The 19,178-nt window shown below is 64.9% G+C and carries 13 protein-coding genes and 1 pseudogene; 4 read left to right on the top strand and 10 right to left on the bottom strand.

Features of this window, described 5'->3' with window-relative positions:
• Nucleotides 1–22: 22 nt before the first annotated feature.
• Together V3B30_RS18215 and V3B30_RS18210 are read right to left on the bottom strand one after the other, a co-directional pair.
• Nucleotides 23–3,184: an efflux RND transporter permease subunit gene (locus V3B30_RS18215; protein ID WP_262083710.1), complete on the bottom strand. Its 3,162-nt coding sequence runs from the start codon at nt 3,182–3,184 to the stop codon at nt 23–25.
• A gap of 4 nt (nt 3,185–3,188) precedes the next feature.
• Nucleotides 3,189–4,319: an efflux RND transporter periplasmic adaptor subunit gene (locus tag V3B30_RS18210; protein ID WP_100473858.1), complete on the bottom strand. Its 1,131-nt coding sequence runs from the start codon at nt 4,317–4,319 to the stop codon at nt 3,189–3,191.
• Nucleotides 4,320–4,437: 118 nt separating this feature from the next.
• Here V3B30_RS18210 and V3B30_RS18205 point away from each other — a divergent pair, with 118 nt between their 5' ends.
• The 3 genes from V3B30_RS18205 (at nt 4,438) to V3B30_RS18195 (ending at nt 7,278) form a co-directional block, all read left to right on the top strand.
• The gene (locus tag V3B30_RS18205; RefSeq protein ID WP_262083709.1) at nt 4,438–5,115 is read left to right on the top strand and encodes a TetR/AcrR family transcriptional regulator; all 678 of its coding nucleotides are present in this window, start codon (nt 4,438–4,440) and stop codon (nt 5,113–5,115) included.
• A gap of 140 nt (nt 5,116–5,255) precedes the next feature.
• Entirely contained in the window at nt 5,256–5,903 is a 648-nt protein-coding gene (locus V3B30_RS18200; protein ID WP_014648346.1) for a protein-L-isoaspartate O-methyltransferase, read from the top strand.
• A gap of 16 nt (nt 5,904–5,919) precedes the next feature.
• Complete coding sequence (locus V3B30_RS18195) at nt 5,920–7,278, top strand: TolC family outer membrane protein (protein ID WP_100473860.1); 1,359 nt, start codon at nt 5,920–5,922, stop codon at nt 7,276–7,278.
• Nucleotides 7,279–7,463: 185 nt separating this feature from the next.
• Here V3B30_RS18195 and gmtX read toward each other — a convergent pair whose 3' ends face one another.
• The 5 genes and pseudogenes from gmtX to waaA form a co-directional block, all read right to left on the bottom strand.
• Entirely contained in the window at nt 7,464–8,144 is a 681-nt protein-coding gene (gene gmtX, locus V3B30_RS18190) for a gamma-mobile-trio protein GmtX (RefSeq protein WP_049417537.1), read from the bottom strand.
• On the bottom strand, nt 8,141–10,738 hold the full coding sequence (locus tag V3B30_RS18185; RefSeq protein WP_049417539.1) for an integrase family protein: 2,598 nt from the start codon (nt 10,736–10,738) through the stop codon (nt 8,141–8,143). The genes gmtX and V3B30_RS18185 overlap by 4 nt, the downstream gene beginning before the upstream one ends.
• A 2-nt stretch (nt 10,739–10,740) precedes the next feature.
• Nucleotides 10,741–12,132 carry a gamma-mobile-trio recombinase GmtY gene (gmtY, locus tag V3B30_RS18180; RefSeq protein WP_049417540.1) on the bottom strand — a complete coding sequence of 464 codons (1,392 nt, stop codon included), beginning with the start codon at nt 12,130–12,132 and terminating at the stop codon, nt 10,741–10,743.
• A gap of 324 nt (nt 12,133–12,456) precedes the next feature.
• Nucleotides 12,457–13,705 (bottom strand): annotated as a pseudogene (locus V3B30_RS18175) (amino acid transporter).
• A 223-nt stretch (nt 13,706–13,928) separates the two neighbouring features.
• A complete protein-coding gene (gene waaA / locus V3B30_RS18170; RefSeq protein ID WP_262083708.1) occupies nt 13,929–15,227 on the bottom strand; it encodes a lipid IV(A) 3-deoxy-D-manno-octulosonic acid transferase in 1,299 nt (432 codons plus the stop codon).
• Nucleotides 15,228–15,287: 60 nt separating this feature from the next.
• Between waaA and V3B30_RS18165 the strand changes: the two genes are divergently transcribed.
• Entirely contained in the window at nt 15,288–16,205 is a 918-nt protein-coding gene (locus V3B30_RS18165; protein WP_100473863.1) for an LpxL/LpxP family Kdo(2)-lipid IV(A) lauroyl/palmitoleoyl acyltransferase, read from the top strand.
• A gap of 42 nt (nt 16,206–16,247) precedes the next feature.
• On the opposite strand, the gene V3B30_RS18160 is transcribed toward V3B30_RS18165, so the two are convergent.
• The 3 genes from V3B30_RS18160 to V3B30_RS18150 form a co-directional block, all read right to left on the bottom strand.
• A complete protein-coding gene (locus tag V3B30_RS18160; RefSeq protein ID WP_315973631.1) occupies nt 16,248–16,547 on the bottom strand; it encodes a transposase in 300 nt (99 codons plus the stop codon).
• A gap of 195 nt (nt 16,548–16,742) precedes the next feature.
• The gene (locus V3B30_RS18155) at nt 16,743–18,074 is read right to left on the bottom strand and encodes an O-antigen ligase family protein (protein WP_262083707.1); all 1,332 of its coding nucleotides are present in this window, start codon (nt 18,072–18,074) and stop codon (nt 16,743–16,745) included.
• Nucleotides 18,055–19,170 carry a glycosyltransferase gene (locus V3B30_RS18150; RefSeq protein WP_100473865.1) on the bottom strand — a complete coding sequence of 372 codons (1,116 nt, stop codon included), beginning with the start codon at nt 19,168–19,170 and terminating at the stop codon, nt 18,055–18,057. The genes V3B30_RS18155 and V3B30_RS18150 overlap by 20 nt, the downstream gene beginning before the upstream one ends.
• Nucleotides 19,171–19,178 lie beyond the last annotated feature (8 nt).

The following is a 19,178-nucleotide window of genomic DNA, read 5'->3' as shown; positions in this document are numbered from 1 at the left end:
CCCAGGCGGAAAACCCGGGGCATCACGCCCCGGATTCGTCCGGCTTGACCCGGAACCACGCCGCGTACAGCGCCGGCAGGAACACCAGGGTCAGCACCGTGCCCACGATCAGCCCGCCCATGATCGAGATCGCCATCGAGCCGTAGAACGCACTGCGTGACAGAGGAATCATCGCCAGCACGGCCGCCAGCGCGGTCAGCACGATCGGGCGGAAGCGGCGCACCGTCGCATCGATGATCGAATGCCAGCGGTCATGCCCGGCGTCGATATCCTGCTGGATCTGGTCGATCAGGATCACCGAGTTGCGCATGATCATGCCGGCCAGCGCGATCGTGCCCAGCAGCGCGACGAAGCCGAACGGCGCGCGGAACAGCAGCAGGAACAGGGTTGCACCGATGATGCCCAACGGCGCGGTCACCAGCACCATCGCCGCACGCGAGAAGCTGCGCAACTGCAGCATCAGCAGCGTGGCCACCACCACCAGGAACAGCGGCATGCCGGCCTTGATCGAGTTCTGGCCGCGCGCCGAATCCTCCACGGTGCCGCCGGTCTCCAGCAGGTAGCCGCTGGGCAGCTCGGCACGGATGCCATCCAGCGTGGGCACGATCTGGTGGACCACGTCCAGCGCCTGCATGCCATCGCTGATGTCGGCCCGCACGGTCACGGTCGGCAACCGGTTGCGGTGCCAGATGATGCCGTCCTCGAAGCCGTACTCCATCGTCGCTACCTGCGACAGCGTGATGCTGCCGCCGTTGGCGGTCGGCATCGACAGGCTGGACAGCAGCTCCAGCTGGTTGCGTTCATCGGCCGGTCCACGCAGCAGCATCTCGATCTGGCGGTTGCCTTCGCGGTACACGCTCACCGACTGGCCGGCGAGCGAACTGGCCAGGAACTGGCTGACCTGGGCACTGCTCACGCCCAGCGCGCGGGCACGCTCCTGGTCGATCACCAGCCGCACCACCTTGCTCGGCTCGCTCCAGTCCAGGTTGACGTTCATCACGTGCGGGTTCTCACGCACCTTGGCCTCGACCTGGCGCGCGATCGCCTGCACCTTCTCGATGTGCTCGCCGGAGATGCGCATCTGCACCGGGTAGCCGACCGGCGGGCCGTTCTCCAGGCGGGTCACGCGCATCTGCACATCCGGGAACTTCGGGATCACCTCGTGCAGCAGCCAGTCGCGGGTGGTTTCGCGCGATTCGATGTCCTTGGCCAGCACCACGAACTGGGCGAAGTTGGTCGCCGGCAGCTGCTGGTCCAGCGGCAGGTAGAAGCGCGGCGAACCGGTACCCACGTAGGACACGTAGTTGGCGATGCCCTCGCGGCTGGACAGCAGCTTTTCCAGCTTCTCGGCCTGGGCCTGGGTCGAGCGCAGCGAGGCACCCTCGGCCAGCTCGATGTCCACCATCAGTTCCGGCCGGGTCGAGTCCGGGAAGAACTGCTGCGGCACGAAGCGGAACATCATCAGCGAGAACACGAACAGCGCGATGGTTGCGGCGATCACCCACCAGCGGCGGCGCAGGCAGGCGTCCAGGAAGCGCCGGAAGCTGCGGTAGAACGGGCGCTGGTAGGGATCGTGGTCGTGCCCATGCTGCGGCGGCGCGATCAGGTTGGCCAGCGCCGGATAGCGATCGGCCCACTGCCGGCGCTTGGCCAGCCAGCGCGCGGACAGGCTGCCCGGCTTCGGCGGCTGCGGATTGAACAGGTCCGGCAGCATCTTGTCGCCCAGGTATGGGATGAACAGCACCGCGGCAATCCACGACACCACCAGTGCGATGGTCACCACCTGGAACAGTGAACGGGTGTACTCACCCGTGCTCGAGGCGGCCGTGGCGATCGGCAGGAAGCCGGCTGCCGTGATCAATGTACCGGTCAGCATCGGGAACGCGGTGGATTCCCAGGCGAAACTGGCCGCGCGCAGGCGATCGAAGCCCTGCTCCATCTTGGTGGCCATCATCTCCACCGCGATGATCGCATCGTCCACCAGCAGGCCCAGCGCCAGCACCAGCGCGCCCAGCGAGATCTTGTGCAGGCCGATGTCGAAGTAGTGCATGACGAAGAAGGTCATCGCCAGCACCAACGGAATGGTCACGCCCACCACCAGGCCGGTGCGCAGGCCCAGCGAGAAGAAGCTGACCAGCAGCACGATCACCACCGCTTCGGTCAGCACCTGCACGAACTCGCCGACCGACTCCTCCACCGACTGCGGCTGGTCGGACACTTTGCGCAGCTGCATGCCGGCCGGCAGGGTCTTCTGCAGGCGTTCGAATTCGGCATCGAGGTTGGCGCCCAGCTTGAGGATGTCACCGCCATCCTTCATCGCCACCGCCAGGCCAATCGCTTCTTCGCCCATGAATCGCATCTTCGGCGACGCCGGATCGGCGAAGCCACGCTTGACCTCGGCGATGTCGCCCAGGTGCACGGTGCGGTCGCCAGCACGGATCGGGAACTGGCGGATCGCTTCGATGTCGTTGAACTGGCCGGTCACGCGCAGCTGTACGCGGTCGGTGGCGGTCTCGAAGAAGCTGGTACCGGTCACTGCATTCTGGTCGGCCAACGCCTGCTGCACCTGCTGCATCGACACACCCAGCGTCGCCAGCCGGGTGTTGGACAGCTCGATCCACACCTTCTCGTCCTGCAGGCCGACCAGGTCGATCTTGCCAACGTCGGGCACGCGCTGCAGTTCCAGCTGGATGCGGTCGGCGTAGTCGCGCATCACCGCGTAGTCGAAGCCCTTGCCGGTCAAGGCATAGATGTTGCCGTAGGTGTCGCCGAACTCATCATTGAAGAACGGGCCGACGATCTCCCGCGGCAGCGTGGGACGGATATCGCCCACGCGCTTGCGTACCTGGTACCACAGGTCCGGGATCTGCCTGGAGCGCAGGCTGTCGCGCGCCATGAAGATGACCTGCGATTCGCCGGGGCGCGAATACGAGCGGATGAACTCGTACTCGCCGGTATTCATCAGTGCCTTCTCGATCGGCTCGGTCACCTGCCGCGAAACCTGTTCGGCGGTGGCGCCCGGCCACAGCGTGCGCACCACCATCGCCTTGAAGGTGAAGGGCGGATCCTCGGACTGGCCCAGATGCTTGTACGACCACGCGCCGATCAGCGCGAAGGCAAGCATCGCAAACAGCACCAACGGGCGGTTGGACAACGCCCACTCGGAAAGATTGAAGCGGCGCACCGGCTTACTCCTTGGCCTTGGCGGCAGCGGCCGGCGTGGCCGGCTTCAGCACCGGGCGGTTCTGGCGGTCCACGGCGATCACCGGCTGGCCGGCCCGCAACAGGTGCCCGCCGGCGGCGACCACCCAGTCAGCGGCGCCCACCCCGGACAGCACCGGCACCGTCTCGCTGCCGTAGGCGCCGGTGGTGACCGCTGCGGCCTTCAGCGTGCTGTTGGCCGGATCGACCACCCATACGCTGGCGGCACCATTGGCGCCGCGCTGCAGCGCGCCGAGCGGCAGCTGCAGGGTGCCGTGGCGCCCAGCGCTGCTGTAGACGCGCGCGCTCTGGCCCAGTTCGACATCGGCCAGCGCATCGGCCGGCAGGCTGACCCGGGTCGCGTAGGTGCGCGCCTGCGGATCGGCGGCGGCCGCGATCTCGCGGATCGTGCCCGGCAGGCGCTGGCCGGGGCGGTTCCACAGCTCCACCTCGACCGGCTGGCCCACCGCATAGTCGCGGATGGTGCCCTCGGGCAGGTCGATCAGCACTTCGCGCGCACCATCGGCGGCCAGGTTGAAGATGGTCTGGCCGGCCGACACCACCTGCCCGGCTTCGGCCTCGCGGCTGGCGATCACGCCATCGGCCGGCGCGCGCAGCTGTGCGTAGTCGGCCTGGTTGCGCAGCACATCGAGGTTGGCGCGAGCGGCATTGGCCTGCCCCTGCGCGGCCTTGAAGGCCGCGGACTGCTGGTCCAGCTGCGAGCGGCTGACCAGTTGCTGGTCGGCCAGCACCTGGTAGCGCTTGAGGTCATCGCGGGCACGCACCAGATCGGCCTCGGCCGCAGCCAGCTGCGCCTGCGAGGCACGGGCCTGCAGTGCGAAGTCTGCTACGTCCAGCTCGGCCAGCACGTCGCCCTTCTTCACCCGTTGCCCTGCATCGACGTGGCGCTTGACCAGGTTGCCGCCGACGCGGAACGACAGCGGACTTTCCTGCCGTGCGCGCACCGTGCCCGGGAACGCCGCCGGCGCTTGCCCGGCCTGCTCGCCGGGGTGAACCACCAGCACCGGTACGGCCGCCTGTGGCGCCTGCTCCTGTCCCGAACAGGCTGCCAGCGCAGCCATCCACACCATACCGCCCATCCAGCGCACGATCTTCATCGGTCAACGTCCTGAAAACGCAGGGTTGCAACTAAGGGAGAGCCGGGACTGCCGGCCCAATTTAATAAACCGGCCGGTATAGTATAAATATCGAACCGCTTGGTCTAGTATTGTCGCGATGAGTTCTCACACTTCCCGCAAGCCGTCGGCCAAGCCCGCTGCCAAGGCCGCCGGACCCGGGCGCCCCAAGGACCTCGGCAAGCGCGCGGCGATCCTTGAAGCAGCCAAGGCACTGTTCATCGAACAGGGCTATACCGGCGTGAGCATGGACACCATCGCCGCTCAGGCCGGCGTCTCGAAGCTGACTGTGTACAGCCACTTCGGTGACAAGGAGACGCTGTTCTCCGAAGCCGTGCAGTCAAAGTGCATCGAAATGCTGCCGGACGCGCTGTTCGTGGCCGACGCTGACGGCCCATTGCGCGACCAGCTGATCGGTATCGGCCTGGCCTTCTTCGAGTTGATCACCTCCGACGCGGCGATCTCGATCCAGCGCATGATGATGGCGCCGGAGACCGATGAGCGCCTGCGCGAGCTGTTCTGGCAGGCCGGCCCGGAGCGTACCTGCGAGGCGTTGGCCGATTTCCTGCGCGCGCGCGGTCAGCGCGGCGAACTGGACATCGCCGACTATTACCTGGCTGGCCAGCAGTTCCTGACCCTGGTCAAGGGCGAAGTGCACATGCATATGATGTGCGGCATGCCACTGTCACCGGTGGAGTGCGACCCTCTTGTCCATGTCACCGCCAGCATCGACTTCTTCCTGCGCGCCTATGCGCCGCGAGGGGCCGGAACCGGCTGAAACGGCAAACCTGAATGAACCGGAGGTCGCGATGACTTCCGGCACTGCGACCCCGGCCCCCCGGCAGCTGATGCTCTGGGCGCGCCGCCGGCCTCCGGCACCGGTAAAATGGCCGGCCCACTGCGCTGGATTTGAACCTCATGACGATTGATTACGCCCACGCCCGCGAACTGATGGTGGAACAGCAGATCCGTCCCTGGGACGTGCTGGACATCAAGGTGCTCGACGTCCTGGCCCGCCTGCCGCGCGAGGCCTTTGTCGCCGATGCGCACCGGGCACTGGCCTACGCCGATGTCGAACTGCCGATCGGCCATGGCCAGAAGATGATGAAGCCGGTCATCGAGGGCCGTACCCTGCAGGCGCTGGACCTGCAGCCGGGTGACGAAGTGCTGGAAATCGGCACCGGCAGCGGCTTCCTGTCGGCCTGCATCGGCGCGCTGGCGCGCGACGTACTGAGCCTGGAAATCGACCCGGAGCTGGCCGCCGCCGCGCGCGCCCGCCTGGATGCCTCCGGCCTGGGCACCAATGTCCGCGTGGAAGTGGCCGACGCCCTGTCTTGGCAGACCGAACGCCGCTTTGACGTGATCTGTGTCACTGGTGCGGTCGACGTCGTGCCGTCACAGTTCGCTTCGTGGCTGCGTCCGGGTGGTCGCCTGTTCGTGATCCACGGCCGCTCGCCGGCGATGGAGGCCCTGCTGGTCAAGGCCGACGGCAGCAGCGAGTCCCTGTTCGAGACCGATATCGATTACCTGCGTGGTGCCGCCCCGGCCCCCCAGTTCCACCTCTGAGTCCAAGGAAGCCGCAATGATCCGCCGATCCCTCGCTGTTGCGCTGGCCACTGCCCTGCTGCCGTTGTCCGCCCATGCCGCCGACCTGCTGCAGGTCTACGAAATGGCGCGCAATGGCGATCCGCAGCTGTCCGCCGCCGAATCGACCCGGCTGTACGACAAGGAAGGCGCCGTGCAGGCCCGCGCTGCCCTGCTGCCGCAGATCAACGGCCAGGCCCAGCTGAACCGCACGCGCAGCGAGCCCAATGCCGACGCCAACTCCGGCTCGTTCACCAGCAAGCGCCGCACCTACACGATCGATGGCAGCCAGACGCTGTTCAACTGGACCCAGATCAACAACCTGCGCTCGCAGCGCGAACTGAGCAAGGCGGCGGACTTCACCCTCGATTCGGCCAACGACAGCCTGATCGTGCGCACCTCGGCGGCCTACTTCAACGTGCTGGTGGCGATCGAATCGCTGAACGCCGCACAGACCAATGAAGCGGCCGCGAAGAAGCAGTTCGACTTCGCCGACAAGCGCCTGGAAGTGGGCCTGGCGCCGATCACCGACGTGCACGAAGCACGCGCCCAGTACGACCAGGCGCGTGCCAACACCATCGTTGCGCAGAACACCCTGGCCGATAACTACCAGGCGCTGACCGAACTGACCGGCCAGCCTGTGACCAACCTGCGTGGCCTGCCGGCGGACTTCCGCCCGGAAGTGCCGGCCAACCGCGGCAACATCGACGAGCTGGTGCAGCAGGCCACCTCCCAGAATCCGGCGCTGAAGGCCCAGGAACTGAAGGTCAGCGCCGCCGAGGCTGGCGTGCAGGCCGCCCGTGGCGGCCATTACCCGACCCTGTCGCTGGGCGGCAGCTGGGGCAAGAGCGCGACCTGGGGTGACAGCACCGGTTCCGGTTCGCTGTCGCCGGACGCCCGCACCAACAGCATCGGCCTGACCCTGAGCGTGCCGATCTTCTCCGGTGGTGCCACCCAGTCGGGCGTGCGCCAGGCGCTGGCCCAGCGTGACATCGCCCAGGACGGCTACGAGCAGCAGAAGCGCGCCCTGGACCGCAACACCCGCAATGCCTACCAGACCCTGGTTCAGGGCATCAGCGAAGTGGAAGCACGCCGCCTGGCGGTGGTCTCGGCGCAGAGCGCGTACGACGCCTCGCAGGTCGGCCTGGAAGTCGGTACCCGTACCGTGCTGGACGTGATCCAGAACCAGCGCATCCTGTTCTCGGCGCAGCTGGATTACGCCCAGGCCCGCTACACCTTCCTGCAGAACCGCCTGCTGCTGAGCCAGTCGCTGGGTGCGCTGGACGTGGCCGAGCTGCAGGACGTCAACCGCCTGCTGACCCAGGACGCGGGCAACCCGGCAACGACCACGCACTGATCCGTCGCCCCGCCGGCAACGAAGAAGCCACCCGCAGGGACTCATACCCTAAATGTACATAGGATGCATGGGTGGCTTCCTATGTCACTGATACGTATACGGATGTACTCGATTGCATTGCTATGTATAGATGCATAGCAATGCATCGTACGGTGGAGGCGCCGACGGTGACGTCGGCGCTTTTTCTATCGGCCTTTGGTGATCGAATCTCCAAGAATCTTGCGGATCGCTCTTGCAAAGCCAACCTCAAGCACGACCCGTCCCCGTTCGTTGATGATTTCTCCGTGAGTTCCTTCCTTCAGGCCCCGCTCTTGCAGGTAGTCTGGTGATATCGCTTTCCTGAGTGCCTCGCGTTCTGATGGTGTGAACTGCTCAGACAGCGTGAATACAGCCAGAGGCGGTGCTACGCCAGTCGCCGAGATCGTGGCGCCCAGGGGGCGGCGATCAACTGTCACTTGCGTGTGGGCCTTCAGCAAATTGAGCTGCGATTTGAGCCTGTCACGTTCGGCGATGATGCCCTGCATGATGGATCGAATAGCCGGATCTTCGATACGCATCAGATATTCATCACTCGCCAAGACCTTCTTGACTCTCGGTAGAGGCGGGCCAGCGTAGGCCGCCCAAGCCTCAATGAGCGACCGGTAGTCGGCGGATGCTGCGTTATAGAGTGCTCGACCTTTTAGCACTCCTTCGGCCTCTGCCAAGCGGCCAATGGTTGAAATCGAGAAGTCTCGCGAGCCGGTGGCGTGCTGATTACTACAGATCTCATGCATCCTAGCCAGATTCGCCTGCCGATTTGAACGCCCTCCTTTTGCCAGCAGTGCGGCAAGCACAGCGTCGGGGTGCACATTCGTTGTGTCGGTCATGCTTTCACTTCTTCCAGAAGAACCCGGTCGACAGGGATTCCTTGCGCCGGATGTTGAGATACAGACAGCAGATGCGAGAGATCGACGTCGAAGTGCTGGCTGAGACGCACACCGGCGTCCATCAAACGGATCACTTCTCGTTGGCCGAGTATTGGATTGGTTGGATCCATCTGCTGAGATAGATGCCGCATGAACGCATTGCCCGCCAGTAGCTGCTCTTGTTCGCTGAGCGTCATGAACAAGGGCGGTCGGCCATCGTTGTAGAGCACGGCATCGAGAAGCTGACTTCGGCGGAATACCGCCTTTCCTGGGTCAAGATCCGGATACATCTCAACGCTATCGCATATGCCCGTCAGCTGTAGGAGTTCTGACTCTGTCTCCTCGAAGACAGCCTGTACATCAACCATTTCGCCAGCGGCAATCAACTGCGTACCGCCTTCTTGCGAATCGCCGAGGGCCAACTTGCAGCGTTCAATTAGACGCCAGCAAGCCACCAGGTCTTCTGCCAGATCACTGAAGCGCTTCATGGCGCTTTCCCACACCCGCTCTGCCTGTCGGTGTGCGTTCAACGCAACAAAGGGATGCCCGCTGTCCTCAGCGTCAGCCTTCTGCCTTTTGATATTCTGAAGTTCTTCTTCGCGCGTGAGGCAAGTGTTGCGCGCTTCGTCAAAGTGATAGGCGAGTGTGTTGAAGTGCGCGGCAAGCGCTGGGAGGTGATGTGGCTCGGTCACAAACCAGCGGCAGCGTACGCAGTTGCGACTGCCGCCGGGGACAGGTCCGTACTTTTGAGACGTTGCTGATCCCAAGTATGCCCCTCCGTTGTAACAGCCACCTATCGCACTATTGCCCTCATTCTCACTGGTATTGCCTCCAACCAGGCACAACCCATGGTGCATTGGCATCCAGCCCACTGGATTGCGTACGGAGGGATGTTGAGGGATGGCCACGGCGAGGCTAGGGACGCTATTGCAGACCGCCTTTTGAAGCAATTCTTCGTGAGCCGTATCGAGAAGGAAATTCTGAATGCTGACTTCCTTTCCTGCCTCAAGCCGTTCCGCAGCGCTATGCAACAACTTGCGAACATGGGTCGGCCCCGGCTTTGTATAGTAGAGGGTCATCAGCAGCCGACTGTGACCGACGAGCTTCTGCAGAACGGGGAACGGAACTTGTCCTTCTAAGGCCAGTGCGGTGATGAGCGAAACGCGTAGGCTATGAAGCGGAAAGAGAGTGGTCAGCCCGCAATTTTGTTCCTCCACAGGCGGAAGGAATTGAATTGGCGCACCGTTAGAGTGAGTCTCGCCTCGCTCAGCAATGCGGATTTGCAGTGCTGACAGGAGGCGGAACCAGCAGCCCTCAAGCTGGCCGGCGCGCTGCAGAGGTAGATTGGAGGATCCATCGCATTCCTCCGGCAATCTAAACAAGAAGCAGGCATCCGGATAACTACTTAGCTGTATCTCGCTTTTTGCTTGGACGTGACGTGCGTCGAGCTCTCCCCAGGCTGTTCGCCTCGAGACAGGATTGTACTTTTCCTGCCAGTTACGCATCTTCTCTAGCCAATAGAAGACGTCTTGATGGATCGGCCCACCTGCGCACCACGGCATTAGGTAGCCTTTGTCCTCACCAGCCTTCGCCATGTCAGCAGTCTTATTGGTGTTGATGTAGAGCACCGCCCCGGAGGACTCACTCTCACCTAGCTGCTGGCTACGTCGAAATACGCCTAGCTGGACGGGGCGTCGCTCACTTCCCCCAGCGAGGGGACTGGGATTCAACGTCCAAGAACCTGCTTCAAAGCGCCAAGTGTCGGCTTCGCCGGAATCAAGGAATCGTACCTGGTGAGTACGCAGTGGCAGGATTAGCTTTACGAGTAGCGCAACCCAGCGCACCGGGCTCCACATCTCCAGAACCTGTCCGCCACGATATCCCGACTTGAGTTTGCGGATACGCCATACGCAATCTGGGTCTGTTCGATCTATTTGCGCCTCTGTTACCTCAAACCAGTCAGGAGCAGTTCTACCGCGCGTACCAGCTTTCGCCCCCAGTGCCTGCTGCGCCCATTGCCAATCGCGGAAGTGTGGTCCAGCAGCAAGAATCTGGCGAAGTTCGTCGATGTATCCATAGGGCAGCGGCGAATGAACACTCTCATCACGCCTGGGTAGACCCTCTCTGGACATACGAGGGACGGGATTGTGAAACGCCGGGGATACAACCAACTGGCCGTTGTCAGTCTCCTCGCTGAACTCCTTTAGCAGCACGTATTGAAGGAAGGAATTGATGTGATTGTTGTTCTTGATGCCGTCAAAAGAGTTCGGACAAGCAGTGAGATAGAAGTTGGGCACGCTCGTGCTACGAGCGAGGAACACGCTAGGTTCGTGGGGCAACCCCTGTCGCGCAATGAAGCGATCGAAGAAGGCTGATAAGGCTCTCAGCCTGCTGGGCAGCCCCCGAGTCTCGCCTTTCAGCCATTCAACTGCCAAGATTCGCCAAGCAGTTAGGTGCGGATGCTCACGATCGAGCCATCCAAGAGATGTGTCCTGCTCGCGTCCTGCCCCCTTCTTCTTGAGGTGTGCATTCGCCCCTTTATTGATCTCAGTCATCCTTAAATTCCAGAACTCAGATTTATGTCAATCACATTGGCCGTGCTGAGTCCCCTATCTCGCATTCGTTGTGCGGCCGCCTCAAGTGCCATCAGCGCTTCACGGGTACTCGGCTGTGTATAGACCTCTTGGCTTGCTTCAGAGGAGTGGTGCATGAAGCGGCGTATATGCGCTTTTTCAACACCTGCGGTACGCAGCCGGAGGCCGTAGGCATGTCGGTGGCCGTGAGGTGTAGTACCTAATGCCTTGCCCACAGTGAGCCCGATACGCTCGCAGGCGGCCGCATGTGCCTTGTTGTACTGGGTCAGCGTGTACATGGCACCCACGGGCTGGCGGATCAGGTTGATAAAGGCGAATGGGTGGTTGCGATCAATGCGAGCGACCTGTTCCAGATAGCGGTGCCACAACTGCAGGAACCATTCGCCATACTCGGGCACAAACCAGTACGCCTGCTTGTAGTAGGCCTGGTCATGCATGCCGCCCTTCCATCCCGCATGGCGCCGATCCATGACCAAGGTGCGAGGCGCCAAGCCGAATTGTTGGGAAAGGTATTCAGCGCGGGTACCTTTACGCACCCTTCCGCGTTCGTCACGCCAGTCACTAGGAGCAGAGCCGTGGCTCGGATGGTGGATGAGCACTTTTGCCCCCTCTAGGTTGCCCGGGTCTGGAAAAACGTCCGAAATGTAGAGGTGGAAGGGTTCCGACTCGCGGAAGCCTGCGCCGTGCAACAGCAAGGTAATGAGCATGCCGCGGTAGTCCTGGCGTCTACCTGCACGAAATCCTCTCGTTAACAATTCCTCGAATCGCTCTTCGGGAAAGGCGGGAGGCTCCCCGCTCTGCACCTTCGGCAGGCGTTGGCTTCGGACACGATGTCCAGTTTCGGTTGGATGTGCATTTGCTGCCCAGGTGTGACCTAAGAACGCTTTGCTGCGGCGGAACTGATAAGCAGCCTCATCTATCTGTCGATCGAAGGCCCCACCTTGATATCGCGGGTTCAGCCGAGCAGCTTCAGGTCGTATCTCGCTTAACCACGCAAAGAAGTCCGTCAAGTGGGTAACGATGTTCGCGGCATCCTGCGGTGCGCGTGGAGCCCAACAAAGACCGCTCGGATCGAGCCCCGTTTTTCGGTCGAAGGTGCCTGTATACAGCCGCTGCGCAAAGTTCTGGAACAAACGATAGGTGTCACGCTCGGCAGGGTTGGAGAGCAGGTACTCCAGGAACAGCCGTACAGAACGGGTGACTTTCGACATCCACGTCAGGCTACGGTCATGGCTACGGTGCAAGCAATAGTCAAGAAGTGGCTCCAGCACCCCTGCAGGAGTTAGCAGTGCGGGCAACTCAGAATAGGCCCCTGTGGCATCTGTATAGATGCGGGCCTTCACGGTCACGAACATAGACCTACGCCATCTGACCGCGCATCCAGTAGATCGCGCTCAGGGACTGATGGAGATCAGGATGCCTGGCTACATCCAACGGCAAGTTGTCGACAGTCATTGGAGCATCTGAACAGGCGCCACAGTCACATACCATGTAATTTTAGGGGAGAAGTTCATGGGGCGCTAGGCGTAAAAAAGCCCCTACGAGAGGGGCTCTGGGGTGTTTCCAGGGGCTAATCCACCCCAACTATGTATCTTTAGCTGGGGGGAATAACGCAAGGGTGGCTTTTTTGCAGGCGGTGCCTCCACACGCACCGTCCTGTTGCGTGGCCCCGCGAATCCTCAGCCTGGCCATGCCCACAGGCGCTCCAGCGCCGCAAGCAGGCACAGGGCCGCCGCCAAGGGCGGCCAGCATCGGCAGCATCAGCTCGCGGCCGGTTGCGCCCTGCCGCGTGTCTTTCCGTCGACGCAGCACCGCCAGGCACAGTGCCGCCATCACCAGCAGGGTTGCCGGACCCGGCAGCGTCGGCAGGGTGCCCAGCGGCAGCCACAACTCCAGCATCACCGCTGGCAGCCCGACCACCGCCACGGTCAGGCCGGCGCGGGATCGTCCCACCGCATCACCCCTCCCCGGCCATAGCGACGTTGCCAGCCGCACGGCCAGCATCAGCAGCACCAGCTGCAGCGCGGCCAGACCCGCTGCCCCCGCCAAGGGCAACAACGGCAGCATCCACTGCAGTTGCGGATGCATCTGCAGCGCCACCGACAGCGGCCGGGTACTGGCCAGCGCGGAAAACTCGACCAGCCCGGCCTGCAATGCTGCCAGCACGATCAGCAGCAACATCGCCAGCAACGAGACCAGCGCCAGCACGGCCGGCTGCCACATCGCACCCCGGCGGCGCAGCGCAGGAAAGCCCAGTGCCAAGCCGACGCTGGCAAATACCCCCAGCAGCGGCACCGCAGCCGCCAGCACACCGCCCAGCCCAAAGCGATACGGCGCGGTCGCCGGTGGCAGCCAGGGAATCCAGTGGGCGTAGTGCACGTAACGTGCCGCGAGCGCCAGCAGCAACACCCCCGCACCGACCTTCACCGTCAGCAGGGCACAGGCCACCAGCACCGCACGCCGAGGCGGCAGCAACGCCAGCGCGCCCAGCATCAGCAGACCCATCGCCGCCGTCACCTGTTCCGGTAGCCAGTCGCTGGCCTGAAGGCTTTCCGCAGCCAGCACCGCGTATACATGGTGGGCCATGGACTGCGCCACGCCCGCCGTGGTCGCCACCAGCTCCAGCAGCAGGGCCACGCCCAGCACGCCAGCCACCCGCGGCCCCCAGCTGGCAGCCAGCAGCCCGTGCAGGCCCTCTGCCGCCGGCAGCCGCAGCACCATATCCTGCAGGCAGCACAGCACCAGGCCGGCCCCCAGTGCGGCCAGCAACAGGCTCAGCACGATGGCCGGGCCGGCCTGCGCCGCCGTGTGCTGACCCACCAGCGCGATCACGCTGCCGCCCACCAGAAGCGTCAGCGCCACCACTGCCAGATGGTCCATGCCCAGCCGGGCCCCACCGGTGCCGCCCCTGCCCCTGTCGCCGTCCATCGCAAGTTCCCTTGATATCCGCCCAAGCGCGGTCGACAGCAGGCTGGCAGCCTGCGTCGCCCTGCGGAATCAGAATCGGTGCCGTGTGCGCCACGATGTGATGGCAGGCACGCTGCCATTGGCAGGGTCGGTCCAGCAACGACAGAAAAATCGTCGCTAAGCAGAATTGATGAAGTTGATCACGACAATGCTCGCCAGCGCCGCTGACGCCGCGCTGACGGAATCACTCGTGCGGCGGGGGCAGGTGCGGCGCGACCAGGGCAAGCGTGCGCTGCAGCGCGCCGCGGCCGTTGCTGACCAGCGTGCAACCGGCACGTGCCATGTCCTCGCGGGCCTGGGCATCGTCGAGCAGGTGCTGCAGCAGATCGCCCACCGCCTGCGCGTCCTCACCGATCAGCAGCGCACCGGCCTCACGCATGCGCCGGGAGATTTCCGCAAAGTTGTGCAGGTGCGGGCCGGTCACCGCCGCCGTTCCCATCGCGGCCGGCTCCAGCAGGTTGTGGCCGCCGATGGCCTGCAGGCTGCCGCCGACGAAGGCGACCTGGGCGCAGGCATAGAACGGCATCAGCTCGCCGAGGGTATCGATGACGAACACGTCGGTGGCCGCGTGCGGCCACTGGTCCACGCGGCGGGTCGCCACGCTCCAGCCCTGTTCGCGCGCCAGTGCTTCCACCTTCGGGAAACGCTCGGGATGGCGCGGTGCCCACATCAGCAGCAGGTCCGGATGCTGCTGGCGCAGGCGCCGGTGCAGGTCGATCACCGCCTGCTCTTCGCCATCATGGGTACTGGCGGCGATCCACACGGGACGAGCGGCCGGTACCCGCGCATGGAACTGTTCGACGAAGCCCTGCACATCCGGTGTGGCGATGTCGAACTTCAGGTTGCCCAGCGCCTGCACCTGGCCGGGCTCCGCCCCCAGCTGCACGAAGCGCTCGGCATCGTCCTGCGACTGCGCGGCCACGCAGGTGACGGTGCGCAGCGCGCGGCGGATCAGTGCGGCCAGCAGCCGGTAGCCGCGCAGCGAACGCGCCGACAACCGGGCATTGAGGATGTACACCGGAATACCGCGGTCACGGCAGCCGAACAGCATGTTCGGCCACAGCTCGGTTTCCAGGATCAGCGCCAGGCTGGGCTGGAAATGGCCCAGGAAACGGTTGACGCTGCCCGGCACGTCGTAGGGCAGGTAGACATGGTCCAGGGCGTCGCCCCACAGCGCGCGCACGCGTTCGGAGCCGGTCGGGGTGATGGTGGTGATCACCCAGCGGATGTCCGGGCGCTGCTGGCGCAGGGCATTGACCAGCGGAGCGGCGGCATTGACCTCGCCTACCGAGACCGCGTGCAGCCACACCCGCGGCTGGCCGGTCGGCTGCGGATAGGAGGCGTAGCGTTCGTCCCAGCGCCGGAAGTATTCACGGACCCGGAAGCCGCGCCAGACCAGGTGGTACACGGTGATCGGCAGCAGGATGTAGAGCACGACCGAATACAGGCCGCGCAGGATCCATTCGACAGGGTCTTTACGCATGCGGCAAGGATACGGGAGCCCCCCGGGAAAGACACGCGGCCGCCTTGGTAGAATGGGCCAATGTCCGATGCCACCACCGCCGTCCGCCCGTCGCTGCGCGATCCGCGCAACTGGCCGATGTTTGCCGCCATGTTCGGCGCCTTCGCCATCGCCCGCCTGCCGTGGATGCTGCAGCGCGCGCTGGGCCGGGGCGTCGGCTGGATTACCTGGCGCCTGCTTGGCAGCCGCCGCCGCGCCGCCGAGGTCAACCTGCAGCTGTGCTTCCCCGAGAAGGACGAAGCCTGGCGCCAGCGCCTGGTGCGCGATAGTTTCGACGCGCTGGGCGTGGGCGTGTTCGAGTGCATCCGTGCCTGGTGGGGCAGCATCGACCGCATCCGCCCGCACGTGCGGATCGAAGGCCTGGAACACCTGCGGCAGATGCAGGCCGAAGGCCGCGGCGTGCTGCTGGTCTCCGGCCACTTCATGACCCTGGAAATGTGCGGGCGGCTGCTGTGCGACTATGTCGACCTGTCCGGCATGTACCGCAAGCACAAGAACCCGGTGTACGAGTGGGCGGTGAAGTTCGGCCGCCTGCGCTATGCCAAGGCGATGTTCGCCAACGAGGACATCCGCGCGACCGTGCGCCATCTGAAGAAGGGCGGCTTCCTCTGGTACGCGCCGGACCAGGACATGCGTGGCAAGGACACCGTGTTCGTGCCGTTCTTCGGCCACACCGCTTCGACCATCACCGCCACCCACCAGCTGGCACGGATGACTGGTTGCGCGGTGATCCCCTATTTCCACCGCCGCGAAGGCGGGAAGTACGTGCTGAAGATCGGCGCCCCGCTGGAGAATTTTCCCAGCGAGGACGTGGAAGCCGATACCACGCGGGTCAACCAGGCCATCGAGGCAATGGTGCGCGAGGCCCCTGACCAGTACCTGTGGATCCACCGCCGTTTCAAGCGCCAGCCGGGCGGCCGGAGCGATTTCTACAAGTAGATCCACGCCATGCGTGGATGCTCTGCATCCGGGTGCCGGCAACTACAACGGCCAACGGCACCATGCGTGCGTACGGGTACTCACCCAACGCGCTGGCCAGGCCCGCACGGACCGGATTGGCCGGTTCAGCAGCCGACTGCTGCGCGACTTCAGCAGGGCCATGCACTCGGCCGAGGTTTCGCTGCGCAGCTCCATCAGCCAGTGCAGATGGTCGGGCATGACCACCCAGGCGAGGCTGTGGCTGATACCGCGGCGCTCGACAAAGCGCAGACAGTCAACCAGGATCGCCACGTTGGCCGCATCGGCGAAAAACGGTTCGCGGTCCAGGGTTGCTGTGGTCAATGAGTACACGTTGCCGGATCGGGAATACCGACCGTAGCGAAGTCTGGGGCTGGCCATGCCTCCAGCGTGCGCAACCGGTGGGGGACACCGATATTGGAGATGTCGCCGTGTTCGGGTCGGGAAAGCCCCATCCACGCATGGCGTGGATCTGTTGATCGGCTCCATGGTTGATCCCTGCCAGGCGCAGATGCGCGGTCACTTCACCGGCGGGGAATCATCTGCGTCGCGGGCCAGCAGGCTGCCGGCGAACAGGGCCGCCAGCAGCACGGTCAGGCCACCCCAGAACGCGGAATAGAACGCCAGGTGCGTATTGAGCGGAAACACGGTCACCGCCAGCGCCAGCATCGCCGGGCGGGCGCGATCACGCGCGGCCGGCGGTGCATAGCGCCAGGCACGCCAGGCCTGCGCCACCGCCGCCAACCACAGCAGCAAGCCCAGCACGCCGGTTTCTGCAAGGATTTCCAGCACGATCTGGTGGGCGTGCAACGCCGGTTGATTGCCCCACACTGCGGGGCCTTCATCGGCCACGCACGCCGGATACGCATCGCGGAAGCCACGCGCACCGACGCCGTTGACCGGATGTTCTTCGATCATGCACACCGCCGCCGTCCAGATGCGCGCGCGCCCCGACAGTGCCTCGTCAACGCCCTGCCCGTCTTCGTTCCATGCCTGGGCCGTGCGCGCAACACGCTCGCGCAGCTGCGGCACGCCCGCTGCCAGTGCGGCCGTGCCCATCGCCGCCACCAGGGCAAGCAGGAGCAGCCGCTTCCAGCCGAGCTGGCGCATGCCGCTGTAGGCCAGCACCAGCGCAAAGGTGATCCACGAGGCGCGCGAACCGGCCAGCAGCAACACGCATCCCAGCGCGGCAGCGGCCAGCAGCCACCCGGCACTGCCGAAACGCCGCGCCATCGGCAGCAACAGGAACGGTGACAGGCTGGCCAGCACCTGGCCGAATTTCAGATTGCACGGCCCAAGCACGCCACTGAGGCGGTCGGCCAGCACAGCTTCGCCGGCCGGGCACAGCGCGTGGCCACTCACGGCCAGCTTCAGGTGCTCCAACGACCAGAACCACGGGCTGGTGCCGGCCAGCGCCTGCACCAGTGCGTCCAGCGTCCACGCGCCGGTGATCAGTGCCAGGCCACCGAAGGTCAGCCGCCGCCGTTCCGGCGTGGCCACCGCGATCGCCACCAGCCACATGAAGGGCAGGTAGCGCAGCCCGGCAGCGGCCTTGGTCCATGAGGCCGACGGGTCGATGGCATCGATGGCCGAGAACGCCTGCGGCAGCCAGTAACCGAGGAACAGGATCGAGGTCAGCGCCCAGGCGGCGGTGCTCAACAGGTGCGGGCGGCGCTGCAGCCGGCGCATGACCATGCGCGCGGCAGCATAGATCGCGCCGAGGCCCAACACGGTCTCCGCGATGCCCGGCAACGGCCACATCGCCACGTACGCCAGCACCCACCAGGGCGCCCAGCGCCCGGCGCGGTCGTCGCGCACAATGACAGCGGGGTCAGCCGGCGAGATCGGCATAGAGGCGGAGGGTATCGCGCTGCATGGCCTGCAGGGTAAACGGGATGCGGGTCGGCAACGACGGTGGCTGCGCCAACAGGGCCAGCGCACGTTCACCCAGCGCGCGTGCATCACCGGGCGGCACCGCGCCGCTGGGCTGCAGCTGCTGCAGCAGTTCGCCCACGCCACCGTGGTCCCAGCCCAGCACCGGCCGGCCGACCGACAGCGCCTCGACCACGGTGCGGCCAAAGGCTTCCGGCTTGTCCGACAACTGCAGCACAAGATCGCTGGCGGCGTAGGCCTGGGCGATGCGTGCCGTCGGCGTACTGATCTGTACGGCCTCGGCCACGCCCAATGCCGCAGCCTGGCTGCGCAGGTCAGCCACATAGGCCTCGCGCCCGGGTTCGTCGGTGCCCAGCATCCACAACTGGGCAGGCACGCCAGCGGCACGCACGTCGGCCAGCAACTGCAGCGCGTGGGCGTGGCCCTTCAGCCGGGTGCCGCGCCCCGGCAGCAGCAGCAGCGGGCCTTCCACCTGGGCCAGCCAGGGGTAATCGGCCGCCAATGCCAGCCGCGGGCGACGGTCGGCACGGGCCACGCGCGGGAACTGGCCGACATCGACACCGCGGGGAATGACCTGCAGTTTTTCTTCCGGCACCGTCGGGTAGTGGCGCTGCACGTACGCGCGCACGGTATTGGACACGCAGATCACGCGTTCGCCACTGGTCATCACCGCACTGTACCGGCTGGGCGAATTCAACCCGTGCACGGTGGTTACCCAATGCGGGCGCTGCGCGGCAGGCATGGCACGGATGGCGTACAGGCCCAGCCAGGCCGGCAGCCGCGAACGGGCATGCACGATGTCCGCGCCAACCTCGGCAAACAGCCGGCGCAGGGTAGGCAGATGGCGCAGGGTCAGCAGCGACTTGCGGCCGATGTCCAGGGTGAGGTGCTCGGCACCGCTGTCCAGCAGCGGCTGCACCAGGCGGCCACCGGCAGACACCACCAGCGCGCGATGGCCGGCGGCAACCAGGGCCGCAGCGATTTCCAGGGTCGAGCGCTCGACACCACCGGAGTGCAGCGCCGGCAGCAACTGCACCACGGTCAATCGGCGCATCGAAGGGG

Origin of the sequence: Stenotrophomonas sp. SMYL41 (assembly GCF_036319965.1) — a bacterium.
GTDB lineage: Bacteria > Pseudomonadota > Gammaproteobacteria > Xanthomonadales > Xanthomonadaceae > Stenotrophomonas > Stenotrophomonas maltophilia_R.
This window is presented reverse-complemented; position numbering and strand designations above follow the sequence as displayed.